Source organism: Haloferax sp. s1, from assembly GCF_058382125.1.
On sequence record NZ_JBZRPK010000719.1, the window covers coordinates 1,485 to 22,746 of the forward strand.

The following is a 21,262-nucleotide window of genomic DNA, read 5'->3' on the forward strand; positions in this document are numbered from 1 at the left end:
CAGAACCGCCCCCGGGGGCCCTCAGCCAACCCGCCCCCCCCCGGTTTTGGCAGGGGCTTGGGCGGGAGCGGTCACCCCCCCCCCGGCCGGCCAACCCGGGTGTGCGGGGCCCCGGGCGGCCGGTGTGGGGCCCCCCCCGCCCCACCCCCCCGGGGGCCGCCCCTCAGAACGCCTCGTTTCCCCCCGCCGACACCGCTGCTACCGCCACTTCCGTCGCCGCCACCGCTTCCGCCGCCGCTCTCACCGTCACCGCTTCCGACGCCTTCGGTACTGCCGTCACTCCCGTTTTGCTCTCCGACGAGCGTGGACCCCTCGGCGTTTGGTTCGCGCACTTGCACGTCCTGCACCTCCATGATATTCTCAAGCTCGGTTTCGGGGATTGGTAACGGCTCGAAGGGGATTTCGAGGTCGATGCCGACGCCGCCGCGGTCCTGCACCCGCGTTTCGGTTCCCTCCTCGCCGACCGCGACCGCCCCTATCGACCCGGTCATCCGCCGTCGAGCGAATTTGATGCTGACCCAGCACGCCGATAGTTCGGCCGCATCGACCGCGTCGCTCTCGGCGAACCGGACTCGCGTGGGCGTTTCGTTCAACGGGACGCCGTGGCTGTGGTCGTCGTACTGCTCGACGGTCACCCCGTTCGGGTGCGTCACCCGGAGTCCGTTTCCGGTCCGTATCTCCCCGCCGGAGAGGTTCGATTTGAACCGCAGTGAGCGCCGGACCGCGAAAATATCCTTCGGGCTGATGTTCGACGGCGACTCCCGTCGGTACAGCCTGAACCCGGACCGCGGGAAGCCGATGCCCGACTCGAAGGTCCACCGGAGATACCGACCGTCCGGTAGGTAGTGGTCGTTTTCGAACCCTCGTGCGGCCAGTTGGAGCATGCCAGGGTCAACGACCGTCCGGATAACGTCGGACTCGTCGCTCTCGGTGCTCGAATCACCACGCTCGGTACTCACGGGCTGAGAGAAGAACGTGGTCGGGAACCTCGGCACCGACTCGGGTTCCGAGATAAGGCCACCCAACTCCGCGGCGTGCTCGCCGAGCAGGTCGTCGAGCGACCCGAGGTCCTCGCCGAGCGCGTCCAGCAGGCGACCCGACTTCGCCACGTCGTCGTCGAGCAAGCCGCCGAACGGTCCTTTGTCATCGGTGTCGATACCGATGTCGCTGAACAGACCCTCTAAATTGTTCGTCCCACCCGCTTCGACGGCCGGACTCGACCACAGGGGTTCTCGCCGGGGCTGTTCTCCCCCTGTCTCGGAGGGCGTCCCTGCGTCGAGGTCGATGTCGAGCGCGGCGAGTTCGTCCGGAAGTCGAAGCGTCCGTCGTTCCGCGTCACCCTCTCGTTCCGCGTCGGTCTCCTCGTGGGTGTCGGCTTCGCCCGGCCGGTTGCCGTCGAAACTCATGGAATCACCCCCATTGGCTGTAACTGCGCAGGACGCTTCGGTATCGCAACCGTCGTCCGCTCGGTTGCCCCCGAGTGGTCGACTTCGACGGTGCAGTCGGCGTCGGCGGCGAGTTCACCCGCATCCGGCACGAACAGCACTCGGGCGCGGTCCGTCCGGGTCAGGAACCGCCCGTTCAACTCGCGGCCGTTCTGCTTCACCGAGATGTCGTATCCCTCTCTGGCGAGCGGTTCCGGCCCGTCGAACAGGAGCGCCAACGGGTCCGCCGTGTCTGACGACGGCTTCCAGCGCCAGATGCGAACCACCTCGGGGTCGTCCGGCGCTCGCCGGGGGGAAAGCCCCACGTCTCCGTGGAGGAGCGTATCGAGGGCTTCGTCGTCCACCGTCACCCCGGTTGCCTGCGTCTTCGTCGCCGCCAGTGATTGGAGCGCCTGCTCGTCGGGTGCGGACGCGACCAACTCGTCCACCGGTTCGTGAGCGCTGAGGTGCTCGCCCGCGTCGAGGTACCGCGAGGCGGTAAAGCGCCACGAGTGGACGGCCGGCGCGGTGGACTCGTCGTCGAAGTTCACGTTCTTGAGCTTCGTGTTCGCGTCTACGACGTGAATCGACGCGACGTAGCGAGCGCCCGGTTCGAGTATCGATTCGATAGTGTCCTCGCCCGACGCGTACAGTTCCATGGGGTCGATGTTCAGACAGCCGATGTTCGAGAGCATCTCCCGCCACTCCGCCGCCGTGGGTGGGAGGTCAGATGCGAATTTTTCGGTGACATCGACCGCGTCGAACTGGTCGTTCCCCTGTTCGTCCACCAGCCTGACCGCAAGTGCAGTACCGTGGGCTTCGAACGCCGCGAGCGTGCGCTCTCGCCGGAACGCTAATTCGACGTCTGAACCGCGGTAGAAGGCCGGTGCACCGTCGCGAGGCCTCGTCGCCACGTCCCAGTTGTCTTTACTTCCATCTGGTTCGTCGGTGGCCCGAAGCCGTTCTCTGGGTTCTGCCTCGGTTCGGACGGTCCACGTGCGCGAGTGGGTCCCGGCGGCATCCGAGAACTCGGGGTCGGATTCGCCCCACTGCTCCGCGTGGGTGGCTTTCACTTTCACCGAAATCTCGTACTCGGTATCCGGCTTCAATACGCCCGGTGCGGTTCCACTGTACTTCGCGTTCAACAGGTCGCTATAGAGGTCGTTCATTGCATCTACCTCGACATTCGGCTTCTTTCCTCGCTGTCCCGGTAGGTCGGCGGTCACGTCCAGAACTGTCGCCGTGAAGGGTTCGAGTGACTCTTGGACGAATCCGCTGGCTGCTCGGACGGCCCACAGTCGGACTACGTCGATGCCCGACGTGGCCGTCACTTCGTAGATTCCCCAGCCCTCTCTGGTTGCGTCGTGGCTCGGACCCACGGGGTCCCTATCTGAGTACAGCGGCTCGACCCACTCCGCTTTGAGCGGTTCACCATCGACCTCGCCGTCCGACATCGGTTGCGCGGTCAGCTTCACGTTCGGCGCGAGCAGGAGTCTGATGGTCACCTCGTCGTTCTCGGGCACCGCCACGTCGAGCGCCTCGCAGGGACGGGTTTCGAGACTCGCGAGCAAGCGATTCGAGTGGTCCGACCGCCCGACCGCCTGCGGGACACAGAGGAACCGTCGGCGTTCGAACGCCGGGGTCGGAGCGGCGGCTTTCGACCAGGCGCGTTCGTGAACCGCAGCAGGGAGTACGTCGAAGTCGGCGTACCGCTGAAGCGACCGGCCGGCGTTCGTTTGCGGTTCCGCACGTCCGTAAGCCGGCGGACTCTCGTCGTCTATCGGCGTCAGTTCGTCCGCCTCCTCGTCCAGTGGTCCGGTTGGCATGTCGGCAGCGTGGTACGTGGCGCTCTGTTTGGGCTTTTCGCGCCGACAGGGGTCCCACGACGCCTCCGTCTCGCGGACGAGTTTCGCCGCGGTGCCAACGTACTTGCTCGTGTGGCTCTTTTCGGCGTCGAGCAGTTGGAGAGCGTTCCGTGCGGGCATCCCACCGCTCGAAGTAGCCCCGGCGTTCCTTCCAGCCTCCGTGTTCCCACCGCTGGTGGCTTTCGGGTCCCACGTCGCCGGCTTGTCGCTCAGCGTTTGGTTGCTTCCGTCCTCGCGCACCTCGGTAATCGAGACGTCGACGAGTTCGTATCGGTAGCCGACGCGATGGCGCTTTTTGATGCCGTTCTCGTCCTTCTCTTCCGAACTACTCACGACCTTCCAAACGGGGTGGTTCGTGTCGTCACCGCCCGTATTGAACGACCCGACTGTCCCGGACTCGTTTCCGACCGGTGCGCCGAATGCGACTGTAAACACCGGGTCGACCGGTACTCTATCGTTGTTGCCGTTTTTCGACAGCTCCTGTGCTTTCTTTTCGTACCGCGAGTGCGCCGTCACCCCTTCGATAGGGTCGGGCGCATCCGGAAGGTCACCGCCGGGACCGAACGTGAAGTCGACGCTCGTGTGCACGTCGCTGAGGGGCCACGGGAGGTCGATGTCCACGCCGACCTCACCGGTCAGTTCGAACGGTTCGGGTGCGACCGCGGATAGCTGGGCATAGACGCCGAGTTCCGGGCCGAATCCGAATACCTTCACTACCAGACCTCCCTCGATTCGGACCATCCCGACGAGAAGCGGCGGATCAGCCAGCGAGACGCCGAGGTGGAACGCTGCTTCGGCGTACAGATAACACTGAATAACGTCGGCATCGAGACCCCACTTGACTCGGGCCTCACCACCGAGTGCGAGCGCCAGTCCCGGCAGGTCACCCATCGGAAGTCCGGCAATCGTTCGCCCGTCGAGCATGAGGTACGACGAGATGTCGAGCATCCCGAGCGCGAGCGCTGTCACGCGCTTTTCTTTCGGCTGATAGCGTCCGAAGTAGAGATAGAACTGCTCGGCGTTCTGCAGGTCGACGAATAGCTCGACGGGAACGTCGAGTTTGACTAAGTCGGCGTCACTATCCTCCGGAAGCGAGAGGTCGGCCTTGATATCGATTGAGAATACGTCGTCTTCGAAGTCGAGGACGATGACCGCGGCGAACGGCGGCGAGGACCCCCCGCCCATCGAGGGCTTCCCCGAGAACATGTCCGCCTTTCCCGCAATCATGATGACGGGGCCGGGGAGCATCAGGAACAGTCCGGCCTTTGCACTCCACGACCGGGCCTCGTCGGGGGCCGACCCGAGCACCACGCTCGCACCGAAGCCCCACTCGTCCAGCACCGGTTCCCACTTCGGCGCGTCGGTTGTGTACTGGGGCGATTCGTTCATGTACCACTCGGGGAGGCCGCTTTCCTGGGAGTGTGTGTGTTGGGCGTTTTGCGGTTCGAGCAATCCGGGTCCTTGCAGCGCCGCCCGGGGCTTTCCGAGGGAATCCCCCGGGGAGACGGTGCCGTCTATGGAGAAGACGAGAGTGGACGACCCGCCACTGCTCTGCGCCGACAGCAGGTCGATGTCGAAGGTGAACTGGTAGCTCGACCGCTTACGGTGGTCTGCCGGCTTTTTCGCCGTTCCGTTTCCGACGACGAACGCCTGTAGCGACCCGACCATGCCGCTTTCCCACGTCCCTTGTGCCGGTTCCGGGAACTGGCTGATGGCGTCTTTTCCGGTCGTCATCTCCCCCGAAGCGTACAGCGTCCCCGGAGCCAAGATGGTTATCGGCTGACCGCCTTGCTTCAAGCGAACGCCTTTGAAATCCCCGACGTCGGGTTTCTTCGCGTCGAAGGCTAACACGACCGCGTCCGGAAGGCCGCCGATTGCGACGTCACCGCTCCCGCTGGCTTCGACGCCGAGTTCGATGAGGAACTCCTCGTCGGTCTTTCGTAGACTGACATCGGTGATGGTGACCACGTTTGCGAGGTTGGCATTGGCCGAGAGGGTCACGCTGATGTCGTCGAGTTCCCACGACACAGCGACCGGATTCGGTTGCTTTGTCGCTCCCGCCTTCTGTAACTCGCCGTGATTGAGGACCCATGTCAAAGTGAGGTCGTTCAGCCCGAGGCCGAGCGGGGTGTCGATATCAGCGGCATCGAGCTGCAGTTGCGACTCGACACTCGTCGAGACGGACACGGTGAGGACGCGCGCCCAGTAGTCCGTTCCGTTCGCCGTCCGCTTTTCGGGCGCGTAGCTGAACGACAGTTCCTTGATGGCGATTCGCTTCGTTTCGAGGTCGCCCCGCGCTTCGAGGGCCGCCATCGATGCCATGACGACGCCGAGTTCGGTGTCGAGCGGGGCGGTCAACCCTGCCATCACGGCAAACACGACGGGTGCTGCGCTTCCCAGTGCTCCCGTTCCGAGGTGGAGAAATGCGTCGTCGTCGCCGCCGCGGACGACGAAATCAAAGCCGAACCGCGCCGGCGGTGCCTCGGGCGACGGGTCGTACCGTAAATCGGTGCCGAGCAAGAGCGTTCCGTCGTTGCCGAGTCCGCCGAGGTCGTCGCCGTCGTCGTTCGAGAGCGTCGAGAAATCGAGGGCGACATCGGCCGCGAGGGTCGTCGGCACCCAACCCCTGTCGAATCCGAGCGTGAGTTTCCTGAGTTGGAGGGGTCCGTCCCGGCTACCCGCCGGCGGAACGCCGAACGAGACTGCCCCGGCCGCCCCGTTCTCGTCGATGAGCCACTCCGAGAACGTCAGCCGGGCGCCGCCGGCCGAGGTGCTGCCGCCGTTATTCGGCCCGTTGCCGCCGTTTGCCCCGCTTCCGTTTCCGCCGCCGTTCCCAGACCCTCCGTCGGCATTCGAAGAGTCGAGTTCGTCGGGGAGGAACGGGAGGAGTTCGTCTAACCCCCAGACGGTCGTTTCCCCGACGTAGAGCCCTTGCCACGAGGCGTCGTAGCCGTCCATCTCCGTGACCGATGGGTGGCCGGAGGTAGAAGAGAAGTCTGGAGCGACCTCCTCGAACTCTAATGCGATACCGCTTCCTCGGACTAACAGCGGCGGGAGCGTAACGTCCTGTGGACCGCCGACCGAAATCGAGGCACCGTCTTTCGTGTCGGCGACCACCGTCGGGTTCACGAGTTTCGTGGTCGGTCGCGGGTCGTCGGCGACTGGTTCGATTCCGACTGTGTTTCCGTTTTGGGTCACTCGCCGACCGACGCGGAGGTGTTCACCCGGAAGCAGTAGATGAACCTCTGGAAGGCCGAACTCGGCCCGTACATGGCCGAGTGAGTTGATATCGTGGAAGTATTCGGGGTTCTGCTGGAGATTGAGCGCGTTCGAGTCGATACCGAGTTTGTCGGCCGTGCGTTCGACGTCTTTGACGGTGATGACGCCTTTCGCCAACAGAATGACCGAAATAGCCGCGAATAGTGGCTCAGAGTCGAAGGTAAGAGAAAAGTCGAATTCAACCGCACCAGCGTCCGGCTTTCCGACCGAAACATCGAACCCACCGATTTCGATTGGGTCGGGTTGTTCGACGGAAAGTGTTGCAGACAGGGTGACACCATTCGCCCCCCAGTCCTCTTCGACATCTGTGAGTTGCCCTTCCTCGAATAGGGTACCTGTTCCCTCCATCTGGTTCCACGGCTGCCATTCGGGTGATAGCAGGAGTGTGTCTTGTATGAGAGTAGTTGACATATATCATTATTCATTACACATCTGAAAACAGTCACGGAGAATTACATCACTGGTAAGGTATGATAAAAAGAACATTCGATTGAATAGTATCCCACCACTGAGTTTCTCTTATAGAGACGGAACGCTACTATACAGTTGAGAGCGAGGCTACTAATTATGGTCGTAATATTGTCATTACCAACTACTTACAACACCTGCTCAAGAAAATCAGCGGTTCGGGACCTCACTGTTTCGACACACCACGTACTGAAGTGGAACTCGTGTCCACCGGTGTCCGAATAGAACGTTTCCACGGGCGCGTCGGCAGCCACAAACGCGTTCTCCATCGCCTCTGATTCGGTTACTCGAACAACGTTGTCGCGGGCGTGGGCGAGAAACATGTCTCGGGATGTCTTCGGTTATCACCCAGCGATACGAATTCGCACGCTTCGGTTATTACTCAGCGATACGAATCCGCACATAGTAACACCGATTGATACAACGACCAATTAGTCGGCACTATTAATATATTATTCAACTCTATAATATTACAAAATCCTATTATAGAATAAAGTGTGCTATCGTATAGATGGACGTAGAAAACCCGCCGTCTCCAGACCCGAACGCGCACAGTCGCCGCCGTTTCTTGCAGCGAACCGGCGGTGCAACAGCCCTCGCAGTTCTCGGTGCTTCGGGACAAGCCGCAGCAGTTGATGAACACGGTCGATTCAAAGCAGACCCCTTCTCGCTCGGAGTCGCTTCCGGCGACCCCCTGCCGGATTCTGTGATTCTCTGGACTCGCCTCGCCCCATCCCCGCTCACGCGCGGCGGTGGAATGCCGGATAAACGCGTTCCGGTCCAGTGGACCGTCGCGGAGTCCGAAGATATGACTCCTGTTGTTCAGACCGGGAACGTGTTCGCCGACCCCGCTCACGCCCACTCGGTCCACGTCAACGTGCAGAACCTCGACCCGAATACCGAGTACTACTACCAGTTTAGAACCGGTGGGTACCGCAGTCCGGTCGGTCGAACGAAGACCGCTCCGGAAGTCGGGGCAACCCCGGAGGAGTTCAGATTTGGATTCGCGTCGTGTCAAGCCTGGTATGACGGGTTCTACACGCCCTACAAGCACATGGCGGCGGACGAACTCGACCTGATTGTTCACCTCGGAGACTACATCTACGAGTACGGTATCGGTCCGAACGGTGGCGTTCGCGATACGGCCGTTCCGCAGGCGTACCGGTCCGAGCCGACGACACTCGACCGATATCGGCTTCAGTACGGACTGTACAAGTCGGACGCTGACCTCCAAGCCGCCCACGCAAGTGCCCCGTGGCTCGTCACCCGCGACGACCACGAAGTCGACAACAACTGGGCTGGCGACGTGCCGCAGGACCCCGACAAGCAGACTGTCGAAGAACTCCTCAAACGTCGGGCCGCGGCGTTCAAAGCCTACTACGAGCACATGCCGTTCCGGTTGGAACAGAAACCGGACGGTCCCGACCAGAAACTCTACCGGAACTATACGTTCGGCGACCTCGTCGAGTTCAACGTCCTCGACACGCGCCTGTATCGGAGCGACCAAGCCTGTGGCGACGCGTTCACTGTTGATGCGTGTCAAAAGCGGTTCAAGGAGAACCGGACGATTCTCGGCGACCGGCAGCAAGCGTGGTTGGTGAACAATCTCGAAGCGTCGAACGCGACGTGGGACGTGCTCGCCAATCAGGTTCCGTTTGCGAAGATGGACTTCTTACGCGGTGCAGCGGATGGCTACCGAATGGACCAGTGGGACGGGTACGTCGCAGACCAAGTGGCGGTCAAGAACGCCTTCGAAGCGTCCGTCAACAACCCCGTCGTCGTCACCGGCGACTTCCACTCCAACTGGGCGAACGACATCAAAAGCGCACAGAACGAGTCGAAGACAATCGGAACCGAGTTCATCGGAACGTCGATTTCGTCCGGCGGCGACGGCTCCGAGTTCAGCGACATCAACGGGAACAAGGAGGGCGTCTTCGGAAAGCACGTCGTCAAAGAGAACGAGAACGTCAAGTACAACAACAACAGGCGGGGATACACGCGATGTACGCTGACGCCCGATGAATGGGTCACTGAGTTCCAGGTCGTTGACTACGTGACCGAACCGGGCGCACCCGTGCGGACGGACAAGCGATTCGTCGTCGAAGCGGGAACGCCAGGTCTACAAGAGCCCTAAGTGGTGGTTCGGACCTCCCACAGTCGAGCGAACAAAATCGGACCCAAGAGCAGGTACGCAACCGACGAGTAGAGACCGGGGAAGTACCCGAACTCTCCCGTTGCGAAAAGCGGATAGAGTGGATGGAGGATACCGTTTCCGATGACGCCCATGAGCGTGAAAAACCAGACGACGAGCATCGGTCCCTTGATTCCTCGATAGATAGCGACGGCCCCGAGCGCGAACGCCGCGTACGAGACCATGTTTAGCTGGACGAACGTCGACAGGTCGAACGGTGCCGCGTTGAACACTTCGACGGGCCATCGGGTGTAGAACCCGGTGGTGAACTCTTCGGCGAAGTGGAGGAATTGCACCGCGAACGCAACCAGATAGACGGGAAGAACGCGTTCGGGGTCTGGCATCCGGTGAACGGTCGTCATGAGGTGACAACTGTACGCCAGCACGATTGCCGGGACGAACGTGACGACCAACGAGAGACCGGGAGACAAGTACGTGAACGCGCCGACCAGCAGGACGGTGACAACTCCCGGAGCGAGCACGTCCCGCGACCGCAGTGCGGGTGATTGCTCCGCTACCGAGCCACTTCCAGCTGTCATCTCAGACATCTCCCTTCCAGTTCGAGGTGACCGCGACAACCTGTAGTGCTTCGAGCAGTTCGTCGTTCGCTCGGTGTCGACCGCAGTCCATTCCGCGGTTGGACCAATCCAATCATGGGTCAGTCATCACTACACCCACCGGGCGAATGTCGGTGCTGCCGTACCCAGAAAGGTCCATTAATATGGCCGCACAGTACCATTCGTGCACTCGATTACGCTACGGGTCTCCGTCGAGGACGACTTCCACCCGGCGAATCGGTTACTTGCGGAGGACCCATCAATCTCGCGCGAACGAATCCGGTCCGTCACGACGCTCGACGACGGCTCAATCGTCCTTCTGTATCACCTTCGTGGGGACCTGACTCGCGTACGGAAGCACCTCACGAACCATCGAGGCGTCATCGAAAGCGACGTTCCGGACGGAACGAATGGGCTCGTGTACATCCACGGGCGGCCGACCGTCCCGATTCGTGAATTGTTCGACCTCGCCCGGACACACGAGGTCATTTTCGAACCTCCCTTCACGCATATTGGTGATGCACTCGAACTGCGGATGGTTGGTGAGGAGCGGACGCTCAGTCAGGTCACCGCTGCGATTCCCTCGGAGATTGACCTGACGCTCGTCAGAAAAGGCCCGTACCGACCCGAAACACGAACGCTCGGGTCGAAGTTGACTTCCCGTCAACGCGAAGTCCTCTCAGTCGCCGTCGAGCGCGGGTACTACGAATCACCGAGAGAAACGACCCACGAGGAGATTGCCGCTCACTTGGGTGTCACAACCGCGACGGTGAGTGAGCACCTCAGAAAAATTGAACGGCGTGTGCTTTCAGCACTCGTCAACGAAGCACCAACGGTCTGAAACTACTATTTAAACACACCGACGTTTCAAATATAGTGAATTTCACACTTCGGTAGAACGTCGTACTGCAGAGCCTTGATTCGGCAGGATTCGACTGAAATCCCCCGGATTCTCTCTGAGCGTCGCCTCTTTATACGGGGTTCTGCGGGGGAACTGCAGGTGCGATGTGTCGAATTGAAGCGACCGCGTATGATGGTTGGGCCACCGGTCGGGAGTGTCCCGTCTCCGGCGACCCGGCCCGCATGGCCGACCGTGCGACGGCCACGGACGAACAGCCAAACGACTACCACCCTCGCTCGCTCCAAGCGGAACAACACAGTCCAGCGGACTGGCTGGGGGTGTCAGCATGAGCGACGACGACCTCACCCGAAGGCGGGTTCTGCAGGGCATCGGTATCACCGGAGTCGTGGGAGTGACCGGCTATGGACAGGTGACCAACAGCACGCCCTTCGGGAATGCGACCGTGCGGACCGAGCACGAGACGCCCGAAGATGACCACGATGACCGCTGTCCGCCGGTAGAATACAACCTCAACACGGGCTACGACCAGACGGACGACGAGCTAATCCCGGCAGGCTCGAAGGACGACGACTGGGACGTGACCGGCGACGAGAAGAACGGAGCGGGGACAGTGCCTCGTGACGCGGACGTGGTTGGAAGCAACTCCTGGCCCACCACGTTCCAGGATAGTCAGTGGATCTCCTTCGAACCCGACAGCGGACGCCGCCTTCCCGAAGAAGACACGCGGTACGAGTACACGTACTGCTTCTGTCTCAACGAAGGCTACCGGAATCCGGAGCTAACGCTGACGCTACAGGCCGACGACCTCGTGGAGGACATCCGTCTGAACGGGAACCCGCTGCCGTTTTCCGGCGACGGTGATTTCCAAGGTGCGCCAATCGAGGAGACGTACACCAGTCGACGCTACTTCCAGCCCGGTGAGAACTGCCTGACGGTGGTCGTACGCGACACCCAACAGGTCGTCTCCGGGGTGAATCTCGTCGGCCAGATGCGCGCGGAGAACGCCGACTGTGACTGTGGCTGTGGCGGCTGTGACCTCTCGGTCGAAAAGCACCACGAGGGGCAGTTCGCGTTCGGTGAGACGGGTACGTACGTCGTCGAAGTGTGCAACGATGGCGACGGCGAGTGTACCCGCGCGGCCGTCGTCGAGGACGAACTCCCCGACGGCGTGGCGTTCGCCTCGGCATCCGGAAACGACTGGCGAGTCTCCGTAGACAACGGGACAATCACCGCAGTGCACCCCAATCCCGGTGGATTGGCACCGGGCGAGTGTCTCCCGCCATTGGTCGTCGAGATTGAAATCGCGCCCTTCGAGGAATTCCCCACGGATATCGAGTTGTTGCGCAACTGTGCCGACCTGCTTGGCAGCGATGAGGATGCGGCCAACGACACCGGCTGCGACGAAATCCGGTGTCTCGAAGGCAAGCATGCCGTCCAGGGCGGTGCTGACGACGAGTTCGCCGGCGGGAATACCGAGGCGACGTCACCCAGCCAAGGGCTACAGGAGCGCATAGACCTCCCCATTCGGGACTTCGACGAAAGCGGCATCAACAAGCCGTTCGCCCACACGTTCGAGGTTCCGCAGCCGCCGCTGGCGGGCGATATCTGCGAGGCGACATTGTCGTTTCGCGCTCGTCCGAACGGTGCCAACGACAACAACGATTTCCTGTCGCTCGGGCTGTGGCACGACGACGGCACGAAAGACGAGGAGTACAGCTGGAGTCAGAGCATGGGAGAACGGAACACGCCCGGCATCTTCCCCGTCCAATGGTCCGAGAACCAGACCGGTGCTCACGAGACGACGCTGGACCTCTCCGACCTCTATAATCATTCCCAGCCGAACGCCGACTTGGTCTCGTACCTCCGACAGCATGGTCGGCTTGACGTGATGATTCACGACGACACCGAAGTCGACTACATGGACCTCGCGGTCACCTACTGCTGTGGTGACGGGACAGAGGAATGTACACTCTCGGTCGAGAAAACCGTGGAGGAACCGTTCAGACTCGGTGACACCGGAACTTACGTCATCGAAGTGTGCAACGACGGCGAGGTACCGTGTGAAGAAGGTCCCATCAACGTGACTGACGAGTTACCGGACGGAATCACCCTCGCAAGAGCGGGCGGCAACGGGTGGGGTATCTCCCAACGTAACGGCACTCTTGTCGCCGAGCATCCCAACACCGCCGGACTAGAACCGGGCGAGTGCCTCCCGGCGCTGTATATCGAAGTGGAAGTACCGGAAGAATATCCCGCCACCGACGAGATTCGAAACTGCGTGCGATTGTTCGTCGACGACCGGGCCACTGCCGAGGACTGCGTCCAACACACGGTCACGCAGCGTGAGCGATAAACCAGTCCGTCTGGATACGCTTTCTTTCTGTTGTTCAGTCCACGTTCGATATTCACAGTGTCTGTCAATCACGTGTGTCTATCGTGACTGTTAATCGGTCTGGGACGCCGACAGGAAGCAGAGAACTGGTATAAAATTCATTTGACCGTTTTTCGCTCCGTTTGAGCGATTCCAGTAAAACCGGAAGACAGAGGTGAGTCTGAACCGGGTGAATTCACCCGGATTGTCGGGAATCCGGCCGGCGCTTCGGGTGTTTATACGGGATTGTAGGTGCGATGTGGAACTGTGATGCGCTCTAACGGCGGCCGCGAAACTGCGACGCGCGAGGTTGCCCGAATGCGCATTGCGGAGACAACTATGAGCGAATCCAAGAATCCAGCCGATGATAGCACCGACCGAGACGCAGACGACCTGTACGGCGCGTATGTCAACTATGGAATCGTGGTCATTTACGAGCGGGACGAGCCATCCAATTGGATACAGTCCGACAGCGCAGTCGACTTGGCGGAAGCACGGTGACCGTTCCGGACGTCGACCGGAATCGGCAACAATATCTCAACGAAATAGCCACTGAGACGGGTCTAGCCGGTGAGACCGGCGAAGTCGGCGAAACAGCGGACACAATCAATGTCGCTGACGGAATCTATTTGACGGCCGATAGTCGAACCAACGGTCTGTCTGATACTGCCAGCACCGAAACTCCACTCTTATCCAGCACCAACTGCCATGCCATGTATATATGTTAGAATACCGCATAGTATGGTGTGGATGAGAGTCAGCGCGTTCCAGGGTGAAGCCACCAGCTGCATCGTTGTTGGTGTCGCTGTCATCGTGTTTATTGGCGTCGTGACTAGCGCATTTCCCGCTGAGATGGCAGCGGCCGAGTCGACGCCAGAGCCATCGGACACACCTGACTCGCCGGACGCACCCGACTCGCCGAACTCAGTCATCGACTCGGTCGCGCCGGGCGCAGGCTACGACGATATCATCATCCGAATCAAACTCGGCCGCGACGGGACCGCCCATTGGCAGGTTCTGTTCCGATACAGGCTGGATGACGCGGCCGATGAACGCGCTTTCGAACAGGCTCGTCAGAACGTATCGAACCCGCCCGGCGTGTTCATTGACCGGATGCAACAGGCCGTCTCCCGCGCCGAAGCACGGACGGGTCGGTCGATGCACGTCCAGAACGGTTCGGTCGAAACGTACACGTCGGTCCCAGCCGGCCGCTTTGGTGTCGTCAGCTACCGCTTCGAATGGACGAACTTCGCGGCCACGACGGCAGAGAATCAGTACGTCCTCGGCGACGCTATCAGGCGGTACCAGCTCAGCGAGAACGAATCACTGTGGATTGAGTGGTCCGAGAGCTTTCGGAAGGTGTCTGTCTCGCCCGCGCCGGATGCGTCCCAGGAACGCGCCGTCCGCTGGGACGGCCGACAGTGGTTCCAGTCCCAAAATCCGAAAGTCGTCCTCGTCGCGACTGGTACCGCCGCACGGGAGGGACCGCCAATTCTACCGGCTGTCGGTGTCGCCGGGCTTCTGCTCGCGGTCGTGCTCGGCTGGTATGGCCGTTCGCGCCGGCGCGGTGTCGAGACGCAAATGCGTGACGAGGAGACACTCGCGGTCCCGTCCGACGAACTACTCAGCAACAGGGAGTGCGTCCTCCAACTGTTGGAAGACAGGGGCGGACGGATGAAACAACAGGAACTCATCGAGGCCATGGAGTGGTCCCGAACCAAAACCAGCAATGTCGTCAACGAGATGCACGAGGCCGAACAGATAGAGGTGTTCCGACTCGGACGTGAGAACGTTCTCGCACTCCCCGGAGAAATCGAGATATGACCCCTGAACCGCCGTCGTTTGGCCGTTCGTCAAGCGAGAGTATCCACAGTACGCCATCTACGAGGAACGCATGAAACGACCCCTGCTCGTGTTCGTCACGGTGCTGCTCGTCTTTGGGGTGACACTGACTGTGGCCACGCCGGCAGCCAGCGTCGAACAGACGAATGCTACCGCCTCGGAACCGGGGCCAACCGTCTCGACCGTAATCGCAGTCCAAGATACGACGGTCGACCAGTCTATGCGGATTGCGGAGTTCCAGTCGCGCCTCACAGCGGCTGAAACGACAGCTTCCAGAGCTCGTGTCGTCGCCGGCGAACTCGACCGTGTGGAGACGCGTCTCGACACACTCGAAACACGCCTCGACAGGTACCAAGAGGCCAGGGAAAACGGTTCTATCAGTCCCGACACCTACTCGACGCGTGTCGCACCCGTCGTTGCCAGCGCTCGGTCGCTGGACGCGCGCGTCGACCGCATACGGATAGCGACCGACCGAATAGACGCCGAAACGCTTCGTGACGCAAACGTCACCCAGGCCCGAATCGAGACTGTACAGTCGAGAATCGACCGCGTGGTAGCCGTTGACGAGGCGGCGGTCGAACCGGGAACCTTCGGCCCGAAGTTCTACCGCCAAATCGCCACTGTGGTTGAGAGCTATAACAACGCCGAGGCTGTCGACCTCGGAGTGCTTGGCTCGCATATCAACGGTGAGCGCATCAATCTCCACATCACCACGGCCGATGGCGACACGGCGGTTGTCTCGTTCCGGATGACCGGGAACAATCGTATCCGTGACCTTCGGGCGGGTCCACACCCTGACGCAACACTGCGGGTTACGACCGACGAGTCCACCGCTCGTCGACTGCTGAACGACGACCATCCTGGCGTAGCCGTCAGTCGAGCTGTTGTCGACGGGGAAATCAGAATCGACGGAATTGGCCGTTACAACGCGGTGAAATGGCTGTTTCTCACCACAGCGCTCGACACGATTCGGGAGATTGCCAGCCGCTTTGGATTGATGGTGTTCTGCTTATGAAGGTCCCCACGTCCATCCAACAGGGCCGCGCACGCCTCGACAGGTTCCCGGCGGGTTGGGTCATCATCCTTACGGGCTTTTTAGCTCACCTCGGACTCGCCACCGGCCTGCTTGCGCTGGCTTACACTGGCAACGACCAAGTGTCGGTAGTTGTCTCGGCTTTCCTCGTCGGTATCGTCGTCATCGCTGGTCTCGCGGCGTTGCCGTCAGTCCTGTTGCTGTGGTTGGGCCGCTACCAGCGCATTGCGGCGGTAATTGCCGCGCTCGTCGGGGTTGGAATGCTGCTCATCAACGATGCCCATCCCACGGTATGGCCGTTCCCGCTCGCGTTGTTCTTGGCCGCGGTGCGCGCTTGGGCTGGGGCGGGGCTCGATACTGAAGACCTGCTCCAACTCGACCCCGGGCGGTTCGAACGCGTCGACCCTCCGAAACCGGGACCTAGAGAATCCAGTGAGGGTCCCTCGTCCGAGGAATCCTGATACGTCGGTCGAGTCGCGTGTCTGTCTCCTCCCGTAGAATACTCGACAGTGCTTATGTGTGAGAACAGATAATTTGGCGTGCAGTTTCGGTCGGCAATCGCGGTTGGCCGGTCGCTGTCGAAATGACGAGTAATCCAATCGGGGTTCGTTCTTCAACAGTGACGGTATCTTCTGGTTCGAGTCCTCTACTTGCGAGATATTCGAGCGTCTCTCGTTCCCCTGTCAAGATGCGTTGAACCGTCACCGTCGTTCCCTCGTCTACGGTATCGAGGTGCACTAGATTACTCTCCGTGGGGACATCGAGGTTCGTATCCGGAATTGGGTCACCGTGCGGGTCAGTCTCCGGGTTGGAGAGGAACGATTCGAGTGATGTCGTAAACCGCTGACTCACGTGATGTTCGAGTCGGTCGCATTCTTCGTGGACCTCTTCCCACCCATATCCGAGACACTCGACGAGGAACGTTTCTAGAAGCCGATGATTTCGAATGAGTTGCAGTGCGACTTTCATCCCCGTTTCTGTAAGTGCGACTGGTCGGTGTGGCTCCCGGTCGATCAACCCCCGCTCGGCTAGCCGGGAGAAGATGCTCGAAACTGACGGTGGTTCGACACCGAGTTCTGCAGCTAACTCTGAGGTCGATACACGTTCGTCCGTCGTCTCCTGAAGGCGATAGATTCCCACGATTGCGTCTTCCATTGCGACCGTGAGTTCACGGGGCGTCGTCTCTGCTGCATGGCTGGACGTCATCAGTGCGTCAACTCCGATATGGGTCTCTGTGTTTCTGTTTTCATTTCGTTTCACCAGCATCGACGACGATGGTTCCTGCCATTCTGGATTGCTCGTGTGGCAGACAGACGTAGTCGTACGTACCCGATTCACGGAATCTGTGCGTGTACGTCTCATCCGGTCGAATTAGTCCCTTATTGCTGTGGTTTCGGGCTTCGCGCTCGGAGTCGAAGTCCCCGCTTGCGAAGTACGTCGCGTTCTCGGGGATGCGTTCCATAATTGCAGTTACCGTATGGCTTGCCGACGTCGGGTTCTCCCAGACGACTGTCGTGTCTGTACTGACCCGAAGCGTTTCTGGCTCGAATCGAAGGTCATCGGTCATCCTCACAGTTCGCTGCTTTGGTGTTCGTGACGTAGCCGTACAGCCCGCAATCGAACTGAAGAGACTAGCAGTGACTCCTCGAACGAGCGCTTGACGGCGTGTGAGCATGGGTCGATACATGATACTGAACGTGGATTGGTCGTTCTCTACAGGGTGACCAAGAGATCGGTTGCGTACATCACGACGAGTCCGATACCGAACCCCGCGAGATTTGGTGCGGAGCGAAGGGAGCCAGACCCGTTGATGATGTCGCCGATATCGAAGACCACCTGCAGGAGTGCGCCGACTCCAATGGCAAGGAACAGCGCGATTAGCAGCGGCGACTGAGTCATGATTCCAATCCAGCCACCGAGGATGGCTGGTGCACCGGCAAGCAGTCCGAGCGCGGCAAAGTGGCCGAGCGACGGCCGCTTCCCCTCTGCGAGCGGTGCGACGAATACCGGACCTTCCGTGATATTGTGGGCCATAAAGCCGATGATGAGGAACGTCCCGAGGGAGGCTCGACCGAGGGCGAACGCACCTCCAATTGCAAGCCCTTCTGCGAAGTTGTGAAGCCCGATACCCAGTGCTGCCGAGTACGCTACTGCGAGTCGTGATTGCTTTTCATCGTCAGTTCGCCAGTCCATGATTGCCTGGACCAGTAGTAACGCACCGACAATGCCGAGCACTACCAGAAGTGGCCCAGCATAGTACGACGGTACTTGGTCTGCCACTTCGAACGCCTCGAAGCCAGCGTCGAAGATGAGGAATCCGAGAATTCCAGCCGAGAATGCAAGGACTGCGTGAAGCCACTTGCGACTCATCGTCTGCATGAACGGGAACCAGAACATTCCGAGCGTGACCGGAACGACGCCCACAAGGAATCCGACGATACCGAGCGTCCAAAGCAGGCTTCCCGTCAGTGCTGGTGTCTGTTGCGCAGCGACAATCGTCGTTCCGAAGGTCGCACCTCTGGCAATCATGACGTTGACGCCGTAATCGAACCCGGTCATCCAGTGATAGGGGATTTCGATGGTTGCGCTCTCTCCTGTTTCAAGGTACGCGTCGCGACCCGGACTGGAAATGTCGAACTGCCAATTCGCCTCGTTGACGTGTACTTGTGTGACTTCCACTGGCGGTCCGTTGTTCGTGACGTGGAGCAGTATCGTCTCGCTGTTAGGGAGTGTCGTGTAATCGATAGATAACACGGGAAGTGCTCCGCCTCTCCCCAGTTCCGAAAGCAACGGCGTCATCAAGAACCCGCCAATGATGACACCGAGGATGAGCAGTGGTGCGATTGCCGCGAGCCACCGCGGAAGACCAAATGGCTGTTTCGAGGACTGTACGATACCGCCGTCGGATTGTGGTTCTGTCGTCATCTAGTTCACCTCGAAGAAGCTCATCCAGCCGAGTTCGGCGAACTCGGACTGGTGAGCGTGGAACATGTACAGCCCGGGTTGGTGATTCCCGTAGTCGAGTTCGATAACCCCGCGCTGTGCTTGGCACATCAGTACCGTGTCGATTGTTTTCCGATTCGGGAACAGTGTCGTCCCTGCGTCGTAATAATCGAAGAACTGCGAATGGGTATGGAACGAGTTCACGAAGTCGAACTCGATCATGTTCACGAGGTGAACTCGCTGTAGCTCGTCGGTATCTATCTGAATCGGCTTTTTCGTCTGGCCGGCTTTCCACTCGCCATCGTATGCGTCAGTCTGCGACGGTGCATAACAGAATCCACGCGTGTTGACGCCGTAGACCTCGTTATCGCCGTTGAAGTTCGTGTCGAACCCGTTCATCACCATGACCATTTCGTCGACGCCGTCGTACCCATCTGGAGCATAGTCGGCGTGCGAAACCATGTTTCGGCTCCGGGCTCGCTCGGCGGCCATCTCGCGGACCTCCTCAGTGATTGGGCCGTGGTAGTCGATGTACTTTCGTGGGTTCTCTCGGACTTTTTCCGGCTTCGGGTCGATGATAATGGTCCCGTATAACCCTCGATGGACGTGCGCTTTCAGCGGAAGCGTGTGGCAGTGATAGAGATGGGTTCCGACGGGTTGTGCTTGCCACTCGTAGGTGAACGATTCACCGGGCTTGAGAAGTCCTGGCCCGTTCTGTGGAATCCCGTCCATCCGCGGGTTGAGGTTCCGCAGATGCGGATGGATTGTGTGGTCCATCTTCGCGGACCCGTTCGTGAAATTGACCCGAATAAGGTCGCCTTCTTCGGCACGGAGTGTCGGTCCCGGCACTTGCCCGTTGTACGTCCACATTGGAAACGTAACACCGGGTAGAATCTCTTGCTCGACATCGACCGCGACCAAATTGAATTCTCTGACCGTTTGACCGTTCTCTTCGTAGACACCCGCATTGAGGTCGTAGTCGTTTCGTCCGAAGATAGCATCGCGTTGATTCGTCGAGTCACCGGTGTTGAATTCTCGGAGGAATCCGTGCGGATTGAACTGTTGCTTGGTGTATTCACCGGGTGCGCCAAATCCCATCACTTCCTTTTGCTTCGTGCTGGTTGTGTTCGACTGCGCAGTTCCCATCCCAGTGATAGCGGTACTGCCGGCGATTGCGAGACCGCCGAGTACTGCCCTTCGTGTGACGCCCTCGTGGTTTTTCACCGAATTCACTAGTCGCTCTTCGAGGCCCTTCGTGAGTGAGGCCGCTTCGTCCCCATCTGTTGGTGGGTTGGATTTCCCATGTTGGTCTGTCATGCGTTGATTAACAGATTCCAGTGATTAGACGAAATATAAAGTACTGTTCATCTAACTTAATACTTAGACATATCTAAACTAACAGCCCCTATTAAATTGTGGCATCACTCTATGAAGTCAGTCAGAAACGACTCTGTACTATTCATTTCTAAATTACCTGTAATTTACAGGTTCACACGCATACAATCAACACGAATTCAAATCATCGTATCCAGCGTTTCATCCGAACTATCGAAGCGGGGTGTGCCTATACACCAGGTTGGTAAAGTCGGTCCTGAACATACCACCTGCAAGATATAGTAGCGTTTGCAACTGGTGACACATCCGACCGCACGACACCGGTCGACTGAGTGCACTGACTTGCAAACGCTACTATACTGGAACGGCCACGCATTCTCAGACACCGGGATTAACGAGTTTGTCAACAACAAGACTGTCTGTCTAGAATACTCTCAGTCTCATTTTCAATACTTTCTATACTGCTGACTGAGTCTCTATTCACCCTGTGATTTCGTGTTATGGTTCCAATCACCGTTTTCTATATTCACATATCTATACAATACTCCTTATCAAGAATTAGCGAACTGGTTTACTTATGACCCGCGTACAACGGCCCAGCGCTTCCCGAAAGTAACCCGTATCCCGAGTGATTGAAAGCGGGGGGTTGACTACCACGTCGTATATGAATGAAGACGAATCTCACGAACACGTCGTCCCGGGGAGTGACGAAGAACTAACGACGGCGGATGTGCGCGGGTACGATTTCCGCGGTGAGTTTACGTTCGATGACTTGCTGGACGCGTACGCAACAACCGGATTTCAGGCGACACAGCTCGCAGAAGCGATTGATATCGCCGAACGGATGCAGGAGGACGACGCCACCATCTATCTCACTCTCACGTCGAATATCATCTCGTCGGGGCTGCGTGAGGTCGTCGCATATCTCGTTCGTGAAGGGTACGTCGACGTACTAATCACGACATCCGGTTCGCTGACCGAGGATGTAATCAAGACGGCAAAGCCGTTCAAGATGGGTGAGTGGGATGCGGACGAAGCCGACCTCCGTGAACAGGGAATCAATCGGCTCGGCAACCTCTTCGTTCCGCCTGA

Annotated in this window: 17 protein-coding genes; 9 read left to right on the top strand and 8 right to left on the bottom strand. The window is 59.6% G+C overall.

The annotated features are described in order from the left end of the window. Window positions 1-71: 71 nt before the first annotated feature. The 3 genes from QT222_RS20855 to QT222_RS20865 form a co-directional block, all read right to left on the bottom strand. Window positions 72-1,406, bottom strand: a complete 1,335-nt coding sequence (locus QT222_RS20855; RefSeq protein WP_491478257.1) for a hypothetical protein — start codon at window positions 1,404-1,406, stop codon at window positions 72-74. After that, a complete protein-coding gene (locus QT222_RS20860) occupies window positions 1,403-6,979 on the bottom strand; it encodes a hypothetical protein (protein WP_491478258.1) in 5,577 nt (1,858 codons plus the stop codon). Before QT222_RS20860 ends, QT222_RS20855 begins: the two co-directional genes overlap by 4 nt. A gap of 185 nt (window positions 6,980-7,164) precedes the next feature. After that, window positions 7,165-7,359, bottom strand: coding sequence for a hypothetical protein (locus QT222_RS20865; RefSeq protein ID WP_491478259.1), 195 nt, complete (start codon window positions 7,357-7,359; stop codon window positions 7,165-7,167). Window positions 7,360-7,547: 188 nt separating this feature from the next. Between QT222_RS20865 and QT222_RS20870 the strand changes: the two genes are divergently transcribed. Then, entirely contained in the window at window positions 7,548-9,170 is a 1,623-nt protein-coding gene (locus tag QT222_RS20870) for an alkaline phosphatase D family protein (protein ID WP_004056114.1), read from the top strand. Here the strand turns inward: QT222_RS20870 and QT222_RS20875 are convergent. Further along, window positions 9,167-9,766 (bottom strand): hypothetical protein, encoded by a 600-nt coding sequence (locus tag QT222_RS20875; protein ID WP_014732698.1) that lies wholly within the window; start codon window positions 9,764-9,766, stop codon window positions 9,167-9,169. The two genes, QT222_RS20870 and QT222_RS20875, sit on opposite strands and share 4 nt — an antisense overlap. Before the next feature lie 202 nt (window positions 9,767-9,968). Between QT222_RS20875 and QT222_RS20880 the strand changes: the two genes are divergently transcribed. The 7 genes from QT222_RS20880 to QT222_RS20910 all read left to right on the top strand — a co-directional run bounded on the left by QT222_RS20880 (window position 9,969) and on the right by QT222_RS20910 (window position 16,353). After that, entirely contained in the window at window positions 9,969-10,625 is a 657-nt protein-coding gene (locus QT222_RS20880; RefSeq protein ID WP_491478260.1) for a helix-turn-helix domain-containing protein, read from the top strand. A 164-nt stretch (window positions 10,626-10,789) separates the two neighbouring features. Further along, entirely contained in the window at window positions 10,790-10,975 is a 186-nt protein-coding gene (locus QT222_RS20885; protein WP_491478261.1) for a hypothetical protein, read from the top strand. Continuing rightward, on the top strand, window positions 10,972-12,999 hold the full coding sequence (locus tag QT222_RS20890; protein WP_491478262.1) for a DUF11 domain-containing protein: 2,028 nt from the start codon (window positions 10,972-10,974) through the stop codon (window positions 12,997-12,999). The genes QT222_RS20885 and QT222_RS20890 overlap by 4 nt, the downstream gene beginning before the upstream one ends. Before the next feature lie 288 nt (window positions 13,000-13,287). Beyond that, window positions 13,288-13,518, top strand: coding sequence for a DUF7331 family protein (locus tag QT222_RS20895; protein ID WP_491478263.1), 231 nt, complete (start codon window positions 13,288-13,290; stop codon window positions 13,516-13,518). Window positions 13,519-13,845: 327 nt separating this feature from the next. Next, entirely contained in the window at window positions 13,846-14,841 is a 996-nt protein-coding gene (locus QT222_RS20900; protein WP_231512954.1) for a helix-turn-helix transcriptional regulator, read from the top strand. A gap of 70 nt (window positions 14,842-14,911) precedes the next feature. After that, complete coding sequence (locus QT222_RS20905; protein ID WP_491478264.1) at window positions 14,912-15,874, top strand: hypothetical protein; 963 nt, start codon at window positions 14,912-14,914, stop codon at window positions 15,872-15,874. Beyond that, window positions 15,871-16,353 (top strand): hypothetical protein, encoded by a 483-nt coding sequence (locus QT222_RS20910; protein ID WP_004056123.1) that lies wholly within the window; start codon window positions 15,871-15,873, stop codon window positions 16,351-16,353. The genes QT222_RS20905 and QT222_RS20910 overlap by 4 nt, the downstream gene beginning before the upstream one ends. Window positions 16,354-16,405: 52 nt before the next feature. Here the strand turns inward: QT222_RS20910 and QT222_RS20915 are convergent, their stop codons facing one another. From QT222_RS20915 to QT222_RS20930, 4 genes are all read right to left on the bottom strand, one after another. After that, complete coding sequence (locus QT222_RS20915; RefSeq protein WP_014732695.1) at window positions 16,406-17,098, bottom strand: metal-dependent transcriptional regulator; 693 nt, start codon at window positions 17,096-17,098, stop codon at window positions 16,406-16,408. A 40-nt stretch (window positions 17,099-17,138) separates the two neighbouring features. Then, on the bottom strand, window positions 17,139-17,459 hold the full coding sequence (locus QT222_RS20920) for a cupredoxin domain-containing protein (RefSeq protein WP_004056125.1): 321 nt from the start codon (window positions 17,457-17,459) through the stop codon (window positions 17,139-17,141). A 146-nt stretch (window positions 17,460-17,605) separates the two neighbouring features. Beyond that, window positions 17,606-18,817, bottom strand: coding sequence for a ZIP family metal transporter (locus QT222_RS20925; protein WP_491478265.1), 1,212 nt, complete (start codon window positions 18,815-18,817; stop codon window positions 17,606-17,608). Further along, window positions 18,818-20,152, bottom strand: a complete 1,335-nt coding sequence (locus QT222_RS20930; RefSeq protein WP_491478266.1) for a multicopper oxidase domain-containing protein — start codon at window positions 20,150-20,152, stop codon at window positions 18,818-18,820. 682 nt (window positions 20,153-20,834) lie between these two features. Between QT222_RS20930 and QT222_RS20935 the strand changes: the two genes are divergently transcribed. Continuing rightward, the coding region (locus tag QT222_RS20935; protein WP_491478267.1) for a deoxyhypusine synthase family protein at window positions 20,835-21,262 on the top strand (428 nt) is incomplete at its 3' end.